General features: G+C 68.4%; 8 protein-coding genes and 1 tRNA gene. 8 read left to right on the forward strand and 1 reads right to left on the reverse strand.

The window, feature by feature from the left end; genetic code table 11:
• Nucleotides 1-160 precede the first annotated feature (160 nt).
• The 6 genes from ABT014_RS25670 (at nt 161) to ABT014_RS25695 (ending at nt 10,136) form a co-directional block, all read left to right on the forward strand.
• Nucleotides 161-1,240, forward strand: a complete 1,080-nt coding sequence (locus tag ABT014_RS25670) for an alpha/beta hydrolase (RefSeq protein WP_350641539.1) — start codon at nt 161-163, stop codon at nt 1,238-1,240.
• 213 nt (nt 1,241-1,453) lie between these two features.
• A complete protein-coding gene (locus ABT014_RS25675; protein WP_350641540.1) occupies nt 1,454-3,058 on the forward strand; it encodes an alpha/beta hydrolase in 1,605 nt (534 codons plus the stop codon).
• A 93-nt stretch (nt 3,059-3,151) separates the two neighbouring features.
• Nucleotides 3,152-3,829: a leucine efflux protein LeuE gene (leuE, locus tag ABT014_RS25680; RefSeq protein ID WP_350641541.1), complete on the forward strand. Its 678-nt coding sequence runs from the start codon at nt 3,152-3,154 to the stop codon at nt 3,827-3,829.
• A gap of 111 nt (nt 3,830-3,940) precedes the next feature.
• Nucleotides 3,941-4,017: transfer RNA gene (locus ABT014_RS25685), tRNA-Thr, on the forward strand.
• A gap of 611 nt (nt 4,018-4,628) precedes the next feature.
• On the forward strand, nt 4,629-5,183 hold the full coding sequence (locus tag ABT014_RS25690) for a hypothetical protein (protein WP_350641542.1): 555 nt from the start codon (nt 4,629-4,631) through the stop codon (nt 5,181-5,183).
• 69 nt (nt 5,184-5,252) lie between these two features.
• Complete coding sequence (locus ABT014_RS25695; protein ID WP_350641543.1) at nt 5,253-10,136, forward strand: P-loop NTPase; 4,884 nt, start codon at nt 5,253-5,255, stop codon at nt 10,134-10,136.
• Between the two features lie 195 nt (nt 10,137-10,331).
• On the opposite strand, the gene ABT014_RS25700 is transcribed toward ABT014_RS25695, so the two are convergent.
• Nucleotides 10,332-11,578, reverse strand: a protein-coding gene (locus tag ABT014_RS25700; RefSeq protein ID WP_502895099.1) for an IS3 family transposase whose coding sequence is annotated in 2 segments (ribosomal slippage) — nt 10,332-11,242 and nt 11,242-11,578 — 1,248 coding nt in all. Because the reading frame shifts where the segments join, the coding sequence is not laid out codon by codon here.
• 544 nt (nt 11,579-12,122) lie between these two features.
• On the opposite strand from ABT014_RS25700, the gene ABT014_RS25705 reads away from it, so the two are divergent.
• Nucleotides 12,123-12,407 carry a hypothetical protein gene (locus tag ABT014_RS25705; protein WP_502895100.1) on the forward strand — a complete coding sequence of 95 codons (285 nt, stop codon included), beginning with the start codon at nt 12,123-12,125 and terminating at the stop codon, nt 12,405-12,407.
• A gap of 52 nt (nt 12,408-12,459) precedes the next feature.
• Complete coding sequence (locus ABT014_RS25710; protein ID WP_350641544.1) at nt 12,460-14,382, forward strand: OmpL47-type beta-barrel domain-containing protein; 1,923 nt, start codon at nt 12,460-12,462, stop codon at nt 14,380-14,382.
• The last annotated feature ends 31 nt before the right edge of the window (nt 14,383-14,413 follow it).

The raw sequence follows: 14,413 nt of genomic DNA on the forward strand, positions 1-14,413 counted from the left end.
CGGGCCCCGGGACCGGGTGACGGAGGGTCGGCTCCCTCGTTCGAGTGAACGTCGCCCGCCGCCCGTCCGGCCCGGGCCCGCGTGGCGGGCTCGTCCCGCACCCTGAGGGCTGAGCCCGCCGTGGTACCGGCGGCCGGTCCTCCTCCGAGGTGGTGCGCCCATGCTCCGTCCGCTCCTCGTGGTGCCCCTGGTGGTCTCGGCGCTGGCCGGCGGCTGGCTGGCCCGTGCGGCGCTGCTGCGCTGGCGCGACCTGCGGGCCGCCCAGACGTACGAGCTCGCCGCCGAGCAGCGGCCGATGCTGCTGCGGGCCGGGGGAGCGGTGCTCTGCGGGATGTGCGTCACCGCGCTCGCCGTGGTGGTGGCCCTGGGCGGCCGGCCCGTCCGGAGCGTGGCCGACGAGGCGCCCGCCGCCGACACCCCCAGACCGGCGGCGCCGCCGGCCGCGTCCACGGCCGCCGCCACCCCGGAGCTGCCCCCGGTGGTCACCCACTTCGAATCGGTCGGGCACCCGGCCGGCGGCGACCTGGCCGAGGCGGTGGTGGCGGCCCCCGACGGGCGGCCGCGCAAGGTCCGGGTCTGGGTGCCGGCCGAGTACAAGGCGGACCCGAAGGCGGTGTTCCCGGTGATCGTGCTGCACTCCGGCACCGCCGGCCGGACCGCCGACGCCGACCTGCCCGACATCTTCGAAGGCGTCTCCTCGGCGGTGAAGCTCGGCAAGGCCAAGCCGTTCGTGGTGGTCGCCCCCGAGGCACCGAACGGCACCGGCCACCCCTGCGACCTGGTCGCCGCCGCCCCGCAGGCCGTCGCGGACGACGCAGCCCTGCGTGCCGCGGTGACCGGCGCCTTCCGCACCGCTCCGGCCGGGCCCGGCTGGGGCGTGCTCGGGGTCGAGGGCGGGGCGCCCTGTGCGGCGGCGGCCGGGCTGACCAGGCCGGACCTGTACGGCGCCGCCGCCGCGGTCTCCGGCCGGTACGACGCGACCGCGCTGGCCGCGGCGGGCGCGGACAGCACCGGCACCGCCACCGCCCGGCTGCTGCTCGCCGCCGCCAAGGGCGACGCCCCGGGGCTGGCGGCCGCGCGCAAGCTCCAGTCGACCCTGCGCGGCGGCAAGGGCCGGTCGGCCGGGGCCGACGTGCGGATCTCCGACATCGTGCAGGACTTCGCGCCGGACCGGGAACGGGTGCGGCTGGTCCGGATCGCGGTGCAGTACCTGACGGAGACGCTGGCCAAGCCGGCGTGACCGGGGCGCTGCCCGGCCGTTCGGGTGTCCCGGCTTCCCTGCGCGGGCCGTCCGGGTGCTGCCCGGCCCCGTACGGGTGCCGTCCCCGACCGGCCGGGGCGCCTGCGGCTAGGCTCGGGAGGGCCGACGGGTGATCATCACCCGGCCGGCCCGGGGCGGAGCGGCGCGAACGGCGCCGGCGTCCCCTACCGGCGGCCCCGAGGGAGACAGACCATGCGAGCGACCAGGCCCCACCGGCCCCTGCGCAGGCTCGCCCCGGTGGCCGCCGCCGCGAGCCTGCTGCTGGCCGCCGGCTGCAGTTCGGGCGCCGCGACCTCGCCGGTGAACGGCTCCTCCGCGGACGGCTTCGGCCGCGCCGCCTCGCCCGCGGCGGCCCCCGGCGTGACCCCGCTCGAACCACTGCCCGCCGAGATCCCGCCCGCGCTGGGCCGCTACTACTCCCAGCAGCTCGGCTGGCAGAGCTGCGACGGCGACTTCGAGTGCACCACCTTCAAGGTGCCGCTCGACTACGCGGCCCCGGACGCCGGCGACCTCACCCTCACCGCCGCCCGCAAGCGCAGCACCGGCGGCGGGGAGCGGCGCGGCTCGCTGCTGATCAACCCGGGCGGGCCCGGCGGCTCCGCCGTCGAGTACATGGAGGGCGCCTCCCTCAGCCTCGACCCCAAGATCCGGGCCGGCTACGACCTGATCGGTCTCGACCCGCGCGGGGTCGGCCGCTCCAGCCCGGTCAGCTGCCTGGCCGGTGACCGGATGGACGCCTTCACCGCCACCGACATCACCCCCGACGACCAGGCCGAGGTCGACGCCCTGGTGGCGGCCGACAAGGAGTTCGCCGAGGGCTGCCGCCAGCACTCCGGCGCGCTGCTCGGCCACGTCGGCACGGTCGAGGCGGCCCGGGACATGGACGTGCTGCGGGCCCTGGTCGGCGACCAGAAGCTCAACTACCTCGGCAAGTCCTACGGCACCTTCCTCGGCGCCACCTACGCCGGGCTCTACCCGAGCCGGGTCGGACGGATGGTGCTGGACGGCGCGATGGACCCGTCGCTGGACGCGGTGGCCGGCAACCGCGGCCAGGCCGCCGGGTTCGAGACGGCCTGGACCGCCTTCGCCAAGGACTGCGCCAAGCGCGAGGACTGCCCGCTCGGAACCAGCGAGGAGGAGGTCGGCCGGCAGCTGTCCGCGCTGTTCCAGCAGATCGACGGGCACCCGCTGCCGACCGGGTCGGGCCGCCCGCTCACCGAGTCGCTGGCCACCACCGGGACGATCCAGGCGATGTACGCCGAGTTCCTCTGGCCGCAGCTGCGCAGCGCCGTCGGCGATGCCAAGGCGGGGGACGGCAGCGCGCTGCTCAAGCTGTCCGACAGCTACTACGAGCGGCAGTCCGACGGCTCGTACCCCAACCTGATGTTCGCCAACATGGCGGTCAACTGCCTCGACCTGCCGCCGGCCTTCGCCGACCCGGCGGCCGTGCAGGCCGCGGTGCCGGAGTTCGAGCACGCGGCGCCGCAGTTCGGCCGGGACATGGCGTGGATGGCGCTGGGCTGCGCGTACTGGCCGGTCAAGGCCACCGGCGCGGCGCACACCGTACGCGCCGCCGGATCCGGCCCGATCGTGGTGGTCGGCACCACCCGCGACCCGGCCACCCCGTACGACTGGGCCCGCTCGCTGGCCGGCCAGCTGGAGTCCGGGCGGCTGCTCACGTACGAGGGCGACGGGCACACCGCGTACGGGCGGCGCAGCGACTGCATCGACTCGGCGGTCAACGGCTACCTGCTGGGCGGGGACGCTCCGGCGGACGGGACGCGCTGCGACAAGTGAGGCCGAGGGCGGGGGACAGGAGCGTTTCGGGTCCACGGTCCTTCTGGTTAGCATGGTGCGCCTCGTCCCCGCGTCTGCTGTAGGAGCGCACCCGTGCTCGGAGTCAACGACCTCGCGACGTACATCCTCGGCGCCCTGGTGATCGTTCTGCTGCCCGGCCCGAACTCGCTGTACGTCCTCTCCGTGGCCGCCCGCAAGGGTGTCCGCACCGGCTACCGGGCCGCCACCGGTGTGTTCATCGGTGACTTCACGCTGATCAGCCTGACCTCGCTGGGCGCCGCCTCGCTGCTGAAGGCGAACCCGGCGGTGTTCGCGGTGGTGCGGTTCGGCGGCGCGGCCTACCTGCTGTGGATCGGCTTCGGCATGCTCCGGGCGGCCCGGCAGCTGTGGCGCGAGCGGCGGGCGGCGGCCGCCGCGGTGGTCGGGGCGGAGCCGGCCGAGGCCGAGGCCGCGTCCGTCGTCGCGGACACCGAGCGGCCGATGCGGCGGGCGCTGGTCATCAGCCTGCTCAACCCGAAGGCCATCCTCTTCCTGCTCTCGTTCTTCACCCAGTTCGTGGACCCGGGCTACGGGCAGCCGGTGTTCTCCTTCGCGCTGCTCGGCGGGATCCTGCAGGCGTTCAGCGTGCTCTACCTCTCCATGCTGATCTTCGCCGGCACCGCCCTGGCCAACGCCTTCCGCCGCCGCAAGCGCCTCTCCGCCGGCCTCACCGGCGGCGTCGCGGTCCTCTTCGCCGGCTTCGCCGCCAAGCTGGCGGTCTCCTCCGCCTGACCCCGCCGCGGCCGGGGCCGGTACTGAGCAGGGTCGGAAACTGTGTAGACTGACCCGCGTTGTTGGTGCGAAGCTCAACCCTCCGGGGCAGGCAGCGAGCCCGGCAGCGGTGCCGCCTTAGCTCAGTTGGCCAGAGCAACGCACTCGTAATGCGTAGGTCGCGGGTTCGAATCCCGCAGGCGGCTCCAAGGAAGACCCCAGGTCAGGCCTCTGACCTGGGGTTTTCTCGTTTCGTTGACCGTGGGAATTGGGCCAATTGGGCACTTGGGCTCTGCGCATCGCAACGCGTAGGTCGTCGGTTGGTTGGCGCCACCGATCTTCCGAGTGACCCCTTTGACCTGCGGCTTTGTGGCACATCTCGTTTTATCTGACGCACTGTCGGGTGCGATGTGCGGCCATTGTGCGGCCATCGCTGCAGGGTAGCTGCTGGGTGGACCGTCGGTGGCGGGCTGGCGGACGTGGCCATGGAGGTTGCTGTGGTAGGGGGCCAACAATGAGCAGTCGAAGGTGTGCCAGGGCTTGTGAGTCGTGACCTTCCCCGCCGAGATGTCAGCGGTCGGTGCGGCGCTTGCGGAACGACTCTCGAGCCCTCGCGCTGGTCAGCATCAGGACCCTGGTTCGTTCGTCATTGTCGGTGATCATCTGGTGGAGCGCGTCACCGTGGATGCCCAGGAGTTTCGGCCCTACTGTTTGATCAACATAAACCCTCAAAACGGACTGCATCCAACGCCTATACTTCCGCTTCCCACACCAGCCCGAGTATGCTTCGGGCGGCGCCGTGGTGTGGAGGGAGTCACTGGTGGAGGCACTGATTGCTGCAATTGTCGGTGTTTCTGGGACCCTCTGTGCTACGTGGCTGACCCAGCGCAGCGGCGAGCGAGCGCTGGCGGCGGAGCGGCTGGACGGCGAGCGTCGGCAGCATGCTGAAGAGAGCTCCCGCGTTGCAGAGCGGGAACGGGACTCGCGTCGGGCGAGCTACGTTGCGCTGAACCAGGCAGCGCGCCGCTATTTCGGCGCCCTCAGCGACAGCCTTCATCAGTTGCCTTCGTCGGGAGCGGAGAGTCAACGGAGCGCGAACGCGCAGACGTCCGAACTCGACGAGGTACGCGTCCAGTACCGGGCCTCGTATGCGGGGGCTCAGATGATCGTTCCGGACCCGGTCCTGACTGTTGCGGCAGCTACCAACCGTGAGCTCAACCAGGCGTTTGGGATCCTCAAGCGTCTCCACCGCGGGGCCCCGCGTGAACAGGACAGCGAGCAGCAGATCCGCACCCACCTGGACGCGGCACGCGGCCTCTTGCACGAGCTGCGCCGTGAGATGCGCGTCGATCTCGGGGTCACTCAGTCTCCGTGACGACGAGACACGGGGTGGATCGCCGCGTCTCCCCCACGAAGTCGCCGCACTTGTTCTACCGTCTGGGGCATGGCGGACAACGGGTCAGAGAGTGCCAGACGGACCGACGAAGCCTCGCAGATTCCGTTTCGCGAGCGCATCACTGAGATCTTGAAGCTTCGCTTCGGCGCTGCCACGTCCGTCGGCTTCCTGAAAGAGCTGACTGGCGGTTACACAGAGGCCTTGGTAGCCACCTGCGACCTGTCGCGTACCGGGGACCCGGCCCATGAGGGCAAGTACATCGTCAAGGCGTCGAGGCGCACGGACGGGAATCGGCAAAGCCATGCCCATCGACGCTTCAGCGAGGCGTTGCCTCGTGAATTCTCCGAGGCACACGTGCCGGCGCTCGTAGCGACTGAGACGGATGACGACCTGTCTGTTGATCTGTACGAGATCGCTGGGGGCGGCCTGCGTGGCGTGCACGAGGCAGAAGTGGCCGACAGCCGTTACTTCGTGGAGGCATGCGCCACCGTCAGCGGAGAACTGTTGCATGCTCAGTTGGCCCGAGGGGCCGACCGACAGATGATGACTGCTTGGGAAGTGCTTCAGGAATGGCTGGGACGGGACTTCCTCAATGGTGGGCGCGGCGAGGCGTTGCGCGAGGCCCGTAGCCATGCAGGCGTGTCGGCCGACACCTTCCTGCTGTCCGGAGAGGTGCTGCCGGATCCGTTGGCTGTAGCCGGCCGCCTTGGCGCTGCTTCCGATGGAGCGGCTGAGGTGACCGAGGCGATCCTGTACGGCTGTTGCCACGGAGACCTCCACCTGAGGAACGTCCTGTTGGACCGCACACGGGGCAACCGGGCCGCGTACTGGTTGATCGATGTCGCCTGGGGCAAATCGGCACCGTTGCTGTATGACCAGGCATACCTGGAGGTGGCGGCGCTGCTGACCATGCAGTCTCGCTACGGCCGGGAGCTGTCCCTGAAGGTGCTCGGTGAGTGCGACGATGTACCGATCGAGGGGCCCTTGGAACTGGTGGATCAGCCACTCGTCGACGTCGTGCGTGGTATCAGGCGCGCGGTGAATGAGACGATCTGGCAGGACCAGGCTCGACGAACTGACTCACTGGAATACCAGTACCTCCTGGCCAGGCTCGGCGCGGCGCTGAACTACGCTGCGAAGCACATGTCCGTCCCTGAGAGGGTCAGTGCGTACCGCGTGGCCGCCTGGGTCTGTCGGCTGTTGCTGAAGACCTATCACGCCAGCACCTGGCACAGTCTGCTTGAAGGGTGGGTGGGAGCGGTATCGGCCGCCGAGCCGATCTCGCCGAGTCAGACTCTCGACGAATCAACCTCATGGTCCAGGCAGGAACTGGCCGAGCGGATCAGACCGTTCCTTGCCGGTTCACACAACGGTGTCGACCGCTACCTGGTAGTCGAGCAAGGCGTGTCCGACTCGGCCATGGCGGCGCTGCTGGCCCAACGATGGAACGCAGTCATCGACATGAACTCCCAGAGCGAGAAGAGCGGCTTGGCTGCGTTCCCTAGGCCAGCCAGGCCGGAGGGTCACTTCTCGCTCTACGGCCTCAACGACTCGGCGGTCACCTCCAGTCCTGGTTTCGTCCCCTGGCTTATGGCCGATGGTTGGGAAAGCAGGGGTGAGGTCCGGGCGGCAGACTTTCCGCAATGGCGTCGCAGTCACCTGCCGGCTGTCAATCGTCTTCTCGACCGGCAGAGCCGTAGCAGCGTCAACAGGGCCGTCGATGTCCTCTGCCTGACAGTCGGACAGGAGCCAGATGAGCGCACTGGTCGGGTCCTGGAAGCCATCGAGGACCACTATGAGACGTGCGCCCGCCTCCAGGTGAGCTCGGCCGTTGGAGGGGGAGCTGATCTCGCCCTACTTCTGTCCGAACTCGGCAACCCACAGTGGTCAGATTCGTCTGCAGGAAAGGCCACTCTGCCCGGCCGGGTGTTGCACGCTCCAGGGGAGCCCGACCGCACGGCCCTGGTCGAAGTCGAGCGTAGTTGGATCGTCCGGCTCTCGGCGGACCTCGAGGTGTTGCATTCCCAATGTCTGACCGACCAGCAGCGGGAGGAGTCACTCGACGAGTTCTGGCGCGGGCGTCCGCCGAGGTGGTCCGACCTAGAGGCCGGACTCGACATCCCGCGGGAGACGAGCGAACGCTTGCTGGACGATGTCAAGGCGATTCTGGAGACCAATGGCTCTGCTATTCGAGAGATCTTTCACTCGCCGGGAGCCGGCGGCACGACCCTGGCTCGACGGGTTGCCTGGGACCTGCACCGGCATCACCCCACAGTCCTGCTCAAGAGCTACGGCCCCGACACCGTGGAGCGAATCGACGAGGTCTACCGACAGACCCAGCGATCCGTCTTGGTGGTGGTCGAGTCGGCCGACGTGTCACAGAGCGAGCGCGAGAATCTCCATCACCGGCTGAAGCAGTGGAACACTCCGTCAGTGGTCCTCTGGGTCACCCGGAGCAATCGGCGCTCGCCCCACCACACATATGCGCTGGCCGAACCCATGACCGACGGTGAGGCCCACGAGTTCCGGCTGAACTACTCCCTGCGAGCAAGGGATGCGCGGGCTCGCGCTGCGGTGCAGAAGTTGGTACCCGGGCAGGTGCCCGATCAGCAGGTCTCCCCGTTCTACTTCGGGCTGGCTGCGTTCGAGAGCGACTTCACCGGCACCTTGCGCTATGTGGAGAGTCATCTGGCCAACCTTGATGACCGTCGGCTGCGGGTGGTGAAATACCTAGCCCTCGTGACGCGCTATGCCCAGCGGGGACTTCCCTATTCCCTGGTCCGGCGCTGGCTGACCGGAAAGTGGGGAGATCCCAGTGCCTCCAACGTCAGCTACCAGGACGATCTCCTGAATGTTCTTGGTGAGGACCTGCGGCATCTGATCGTGGACGATCGGCGCGAGTTGCGACTGCTGCACCCCCATGTTGGCGAGACGGTTCTGGAGTCGCTGCTGGCGGCCAACGGTCATCCTTGGAAAGATGGGCTTGCCGACCTTTCGGTGGAGTTCATTTCCCAGGTCTGCGGACACCTTGGCCCGGAAAACACGGAGGGCAGGCGAATTCTTCAGGACTTGTTCATCCGGCGTGACAAATGGTCGACACGGTCATCCCAGAGCCGATTCGCCGAACTAATCCAGCAGATCCCGGTGGATGAGGAGGCGTACCGTGTGCTCGTCGAACTCACCCGGCGGTGCCCTTCCGAGCCGCACTTCTGGAACCACCTTGGGCGATACCACATGCACAAGGTGCAGTATGGCTTCGATAAAGCTGATGAGTACCTGCTGAAGGCCATCAAGCTGTCTCATGAGAAGGACTCCATCCATTTTCATACTCTGGGAACAGTGCGCCGCGAATCGGTCAAGAGTCGCATTAGGAGCTATCAAACGGGAAGCGGCGTCGAAGCCGAATCGCTAGCCAGTATCCGAGACGTCTATGACAGTGCACTGTGGGCGTTCGACAAAGGCCGGAAGCTGGATGCAGAGGACGAGCATGGCTACGTGACCCCGGTCCAGATGATCGCCGACGTGCTGAACCAACTCGTTCGGATCTCGGCCCAGGAGAACTACCTCGGCCTGGTGCAGGCTGGCGGTGCGGTTGGCGAGTGGGCGGACGGCCAACTGCTGCTGGCCGAGTCCCTAATGGAGCGGCTCGACATGGAGTTGGCTGGCTACCACCGCAGTTCGTACCACCTGACGTGCGAGCGGCAGCTGGATGCGCTGTACGGAGGTATCGACACTCTTATCTCTGAGTGGCGTTCGATTCTGACGAGTTCCCGACAGCATTCAGGCGCCGCTTTGGTCTTGGCTCGAGCATTCTTTCGGGAGGAGGGATTGCGCTTGCAGAAGACCGCCCCGGACGCGCTACGCTCGATTGTCGCCCTGTATGACGCGGCATTTTCCAGCGAAGGCGGCCTGAACGATCATGACGCCCGGACCTGGTTCCATTGCTACCGTGCGCTGGAAGAATACGACGAACTCCGTGCGCTAGAGCGGTTCGCGAGGCTGCGCCACGATCGCCCGACCAGTCTCGAGAGTAACTACTACCTCTACGTGCTGCGCTTCATGCGTTGGCTACGTGGTGACGAGCAGACACACCGGGAGGCTGAGCGCTATCTGGCGGACTCCAGGCGCCTTGCAAAGGAGAGCCGCCGACAATACAGCTACGAGTGGGTCGGCAAGGGTGAGGGCGGCGATGGGAAGCCAAGTGTCCCTCGGTTGGTGCACTTCACCGAGTTGGGAGAGCGGCAGGAGGAACCCAAGCTGTGGCAGCACTCGGAGAAGCTGATGCGGGTACGGGGCCATATCAAGGAGATCGATGGTCCACAGTCCGGCTGGATCACCGTTGCTGACGGTCACTTGGAGGCCTTCTTCGTTCCGAAGGACAAGTTCCTGCGTAATCGGGACATCAACGAGGCTGTCGACTTCTACCTGGGCTTCAGCTATGAGGGTCTGCGTGCCTGGTCCGTAGCATTTGCCCAGTCTCCGAGCGGGACACCGCACCCAAGGGTGGCCTCAAAGTCGGAAGCTCGCCCTGCGCCTGCTCCGGCAGAGTCTTCTCGAGACCGTGACGAGTTCGCGACTCCGAGCGTAGCGGCCGTCAGGCAGCCGACGACTGCTGCGGTGCCCGTTCTGAGTGCGGCGCAGCGACACGAGGTTCAGGAGGAGGCACGGAGGGACCCTCGTGTCGCGGCGCGGGGGCTGGTGGTATCCCTCCTCGCCCAACAGGAGCAGCCATCCAAGGTCAGCTCTCTGCTGCTCGGCAAGACGTTCCAGGACGTATTGGGGCTGCAGCAGTACAAGGCGCTGCTGGGTGGCGGGAATTTGAGAAGTCTGGTCGAACGTCTCGGCTTGCATCTGGAGGACACCGGAAGTGGCCAGTTCAACGTGCTGGCGGTACCACCGGAGGACGGCGTGGGGAGGCCCGACGGGCGATGACCGATGATGCTCGACCGTTCGTGCGGGAGACTGCGGTTGATGGTCGAGTGTGCATCGTAGGAGCGGACCCACTGGGACCTGGTGGGGAAGGCTGGAGGTGAGGTGCCGATGAAACCGTCGAGCGTGTCCAATGGCCACAGGTCAGCCTTGGACCGGATGGGCCTTCGCCCGTGAAGGTGGACACGCGGTTGGTTGTCACGCGGCGAGTGTGAGCTTAGCGGTGTGCTGTCGGCGTTCGTATTCGTTGGGGCTGAGGTGGCCGTTGGCGGAGTGTCGGCGGCGGGTGTTGTAGCGGGTCAGCCAGGCGAAGACGGTCCTCCTGCAACCGGCGGGGTCGCCGAAGTCACGGGCGCCCTGGAGCGTCTCGCGTTTCAGGGAGGCGTGGAAGCTCTCGCAGGCCGCGTTGTCCGCGCTGCTGCCGACGGCGCCCATCGACCGGGTGACTCCCAGGGCCGAGCACAGCTCGGTGAAGGCCCTCGATCCGTATTGAGCCCCGTGGTCGCTGTGGAACACCGCCCCGTCCAGGCCACCGCGCGTCGCGGGCGCCATCCGCAGCGCGTCGGCGACCAGGTCGGTGCGCATGTGGTCGGCGATGGACCAGCCCACGACCCTGCGGCTGAAGCAGTCCAGCACCGTGGCCAGGTATAGGAAATCCCCGCCCGCCAGGGGCAGATACGTGATGTCGCCCATGTACTTGCGTCCCTGTTCCGGGGCGTTGAAGTCCCGCTGGAACAGGTCTGGTACGACCGTCGCGGCCGGGTCCGGAACGGTGGTGCGGACTCTTCGACGCAGGCGGATCCCGGCGATGCCGTGGGTCCGCATGACCCGGGCGACCCGCTTGTGGTTGACCCGCGCACCCGTCTCGCGCAGTTCGGCGGTCACCCTCGGCGAGCCGTAGGCTCCGCCGGAGTCGGTGTGGATCCGGCGGATCCGTTCGGCCAGGACCCGGTCCTCGCGCCGGCGGGCGGCTCTGGCGTCGGCCCCGGCCAGCCACTTGTAGTAGCTGGACCGGTTGACGTCCAGGATCTCGCACAGCCGCTTCACCTCGTAGGTGTCCCTGTGGTCATGGACGAACTGGAAGCGGCTCACCAGTTCGTCTCGCCGGCGAAATACTTGGCCGCCTTGCGCAGGATGTCCCGCTCGGTGGCCAGCTTTTGCTCGATCGCCTCAAGCTCGGCCACCCGGGCCTCCAGCCGGCGGATCCGCTCGTCGGGATCGGTGGACGCAGGCGACTGTCCTGCTCGGGCTGGCGCCGTCCCGCCCTGCCGGGCGTCGGTGAGGGCGACGGCGCGGCGGTCGCGGTAGCGCAGCACCCACTCACGCAGCGTCGCCCTGTTGATGCCCAGGTCAGCGGCGATGTCCTTGTAGGTCGCCCTGGGTGTGGACTCGTACAGGGCCACGGCATCGGCCTTGAACTCGTCCGAGTAGTCCTTCATCGCCATCGGCGGTGTTCTCGCTTCCTCCGGATCAAGCAGATCCAGTATCAGCGTGTCCACCCATCAGGGCGAAGGCCCGATCGCGAGGATGCTGCCGAGATTGTGGTCGATGTCCTGGTCGAGCGGGAATCACCCACGACCGTCGGCGCGGCGACCGCCTCACACCACGCGGTTTGACCATGCCCGTGTGTGGCGCCTGTCGGAACCGGACAAAGACTCGGGGGGGCCTACGGTCAGGGCATGTGCGGCCGGTGTGCGGCCGGACCCCTTTGAACGAGATGACACGGGGTGGGATCGGTTAACGAGCCGCGGGTACTGTGATCAGGTGAAACGGCACGATGGGGCACGTGCCGGTACCAACCACCACGGAGCCCGATGATCTTGTAATGCGTAGGTCGCGGGTTCGAATCCCGCGGGCGGCTCAGAGACGGAAGGCCTGGTCAGAGACTCTGACCAGGCCTTCCGTCGTTGGTGGGCCCGGGGTGCCCGAGTGCAGGTCGTGGGTGAGCCCGGCGCAGCCGGCGTGGGCGATGTGGATTGGTTGGGGCGGGTGGCGCGGCTGCGGCGGTGGGCGAGTGGGGATGTCCGGGCGCCGCACAAGCCGATGATGCTGCTGTGCGTACTGGGGAGCTATCAGCGCGATGCTGAGGGTGAGCTGCGGTACAGCGCGGGGGGGGGAGTTGAAGCGGTGCTCGTGGAGTACGGGCCGTCGCATCCGATCACGCCCGGGTACCTGTTCCACCACCTGGTCTGCACCTGGTCTGGCACGCGCGGCAGGTCGTCCACGGCGTGCCGCGCCCGCCCCGGCGCGGGTCGGGTGCGGCCGACGGGGTGACTCTGGACGGGTCATGACAGGTTGTCAGCGGGTGGATGCCTAGCGTGGCCGTATGACGACAGAACGTTCTCTCGGGTCGGCCGGGCGGCCGGCCGTGGCAGTGGCGGCCCGCCGTGGTGGGTACGCGGTGGTGTCGGTGGTGGTCCTCGCGCTGCTCACGCTGGTGGCGGCGATCACGCCGGCCGCGGCGGCGCGGCGCGAGGGCGGCAGCGTGACGGTGGACTTCGTCAACAACAGCGACCGGGACTTGATCGGCATGACGATCACCGTTCCGCACGGCTGCGTGATCCCGTTCGCCCCGGCCCGGATCGACGCCGGGACCACCGGGCACTGGACCGCCACCGCCTGCGGCGACCCCGCCGGGACCGAGGGGACGCTGGTCTACCAGGTGGCCGGGGAGGCCGCCACCGGCACCGCCCGGGTCGGCTGGAACGTCCCCGTCACCGGGCCGAACACCTACACCCAGACCGCGCCGACCGGCTACGTGCTCGGCCACTCCGGCGGCGCCGGCGCCGGCTCGACCGTGCAGTTCACCTTCGACTGCAACTCCACCACCTGCGACGGCATCCCCGACGACTGGAAGCGCAACGGCGTCACCATCGACCCCGGTGACGGCAGCCCCGCCAAGTTCATCGACCTGCCCGGGATGGGCGCCAAGGTCGACAAGCCCGACGTCTTCGTCCAGCTCGACTGGATGGCCGACGCCGCGCACAGCCACCGGCTGGACGCCGCAGCCATCCGCCGGGTCGTCGACGCCTTCGCCAACTCGCCGTACAACCGGCACTCGCCGACCACCGGCATCAACCTGCACGTCGACGCCGGCCCCGACAGCATCCTGGACTTCGCCACCAACAAGACCTGGGGCACCCTGAGCCGGGCCAAGCAGCAGACCGAGGCCACCAACCTCGGCACCGTGGACGCCAACAACATGTACCAGTGGAACGCCTTCAACACCCTGAAGACGGCCACCGGCGGCTTCGTCAGCACCGGCCGGGCGTCGATCTTCCACTACGCCGTCTCGGCCCACAACCTCCAGTCGGGCAGCACCTCCAGCGGCATCTCCGCCGGCACCCCCGGCAGCGACTTCATCGTCAGCCTGGGCAGCTTCACCAACTCGGTGGGCTCGGTCGACCAGCAGGCCGGCACCTTCATGCACGAGCTGGGCCACAACCTGGGCCTGCGGCACGGCGGCAACGCCGACACCCCGAACCACAAGCCGCAGTACTTCAGCGTGATGAACTACTCGTACCAGATGGGCCTGACCATCGGGACCACCACCGGGGTCGTCGACTACTCCCGCCAGCAGCTCCCGCTGAACGAGAACAGCCTGAACGAGCGGCAGTACCCGCCCTCCGGCAAGGGCTACGACGCCATCCACTACTGCCCGAACGTCAACGGGCAGGGCAGGTTCGTCACCGTGCCCTCCAGTGCCGGTGAGATCGACTGGGACTGCGACGGTGTGATCAGCCGGCCCACCGTCGCCTTCGACACCAACAACGACCAGGTGCGCACCACGCTCAGCGGCTACGACGACTGGGGCTCCCTCCAGCTGCGCGGCGGCTCGATCAGCCACCCGGGCAGTCCGGCCGGCGTCCCGGCGCCGACCCTGGAGGACGAGCTGACCATGGAGGAGGCCCGGATGGAGGTGCCGCTGGACACCACGCCGCCGGTCACCACCGCCACCACCCACCCGCAGGGAGCCACCCACCCGCACGGCGGCATGCACGGCGTCTTCCACGAGGACGTGACGGTGACCCTGACCGCGACGGACGACGTGTCCGGGGTGGCCAGGACCGAGTACAACCTCGACGGCGCCGGCTGGACGCAGTACACCGGCCCGGTCACCGTGAGCGGGGACGGCGAGCACACCCTGCTCTACCGCTCCGTCGACCACGCCCAGAACCTGGAGCAGGACAGGTCGCTGACCATCCGGATCGACTGCGACGAGAACTGGCTCCAGCGGCCCGCGGGCTGACCCGCCCCGACCGCCGTACCCGAACCCCCGG

Origin of the sequence: Kitasatospora sp. NPDC094015 (assembly GCF_040304075.1) — a bacterium.
Taxonomy (GTDB): domain Bacteria; phylum Actinomycetota; class Actinomycetes; order Streptomycetales; family Streptomycetaceae; genus Kitasatospora.